This window comes from Thalassotalea sp. G20_0 (genome assembly GCF_017744175.1).
GTDB lineage: Bacteria > Pseudomonadota > Gammaproteobacteria > Pseudomonadales > Endozoicomonadaceae > Endozoicomonas.
In genome coordinates this window covers 1-867 of record NZ_JAGHQV010000300.1, presented here as the reverse complement: position 1 = coordinate 867, position 867 = coordinate 1, and the positions used below count along the sequence as shown (strand labels likewise).

The following is an 867-nucleotide window of genomic DNA, read 5'->3' as shown; positions in this document are numbered from 1 at the left end:
GTATAAACTGCAAGAGCTGCTTCAGGCAGCAAAGAGTGGGCACCTGGCGATTCGGCAAATTAAATTGTCCCGGGAGATCCCTTACTTTGCGGGTGTGGGTACTCCAAGGCCTTTTAGCCTTGTCTTGCCGGGGTTGCCTACTGGTGATTTGCCATGCAAGTTTGGTGATATGACAGTGGGCATTATTAATCCAAATTGCCTTTATACCTACAAACGTGATGCTAACACTGACGACGTGCTGCGTGGTGAAGATCCTGATGAACTGGAGGTAAAACTGCTGCCGGATCTCAGATCACTTTGGGAAAAATGTCAGGAGGATGCTGAACAAGTCTTCTGGCGGGTTTATGATCCGTGCTTCACCTCAGGACATCTGGGGAAAGATGGGTTGTTCAGTTTGCCGAAACAGAAACACCGTACTTCAGGTCCCTTACCTTTCCCGGAACTGGTGACCATCAACTATGACGTAGCAGACATCAAATGCTTTTATGTTGTGCGTACCCCATCAAGAAGCATTGCTGATATCCTGCGGACAAAACGTCAGTGTGAACAGGCACTGGGTATTAAACAGTCGTTGCCTCTGGTTGTTTGTTGTAAGCGCAACGGATCTGTCCAGGTCTGCTTTGATGATGAGCTTGATAGTGAAGATCTGGCCCTGAATGAGGCATCCCTGGATGAATTTGCCTTATTCCATAACCTGTCCCATGACACGTTCCGGGCCATATTGAATTTGCTGCCAATGCCGGTGCACGCAGAGGTGCTCAGGTCGGCAGTATTGACCGTTTCGCGGGATATTAAAAGCAAATGGCAACAGGCCTTCAAGTTGGTGAGGGATCCCTGTGATGACAGTTACCATGAGCTGTTGGAATT

1 protein-coding gene is annotated in these 867 nt (G+C 48.6%); it reads left to right on the top strand.

Annotated features, from left to right (window positions below; all coding sequences use genetic code 11):
* On the top strand, positions 1-867 hold an 867-nt coding region (locus J7438_RS26165; RefSeq protein WP_209278957.1), incomplete at both ends, for a hypothetical protein.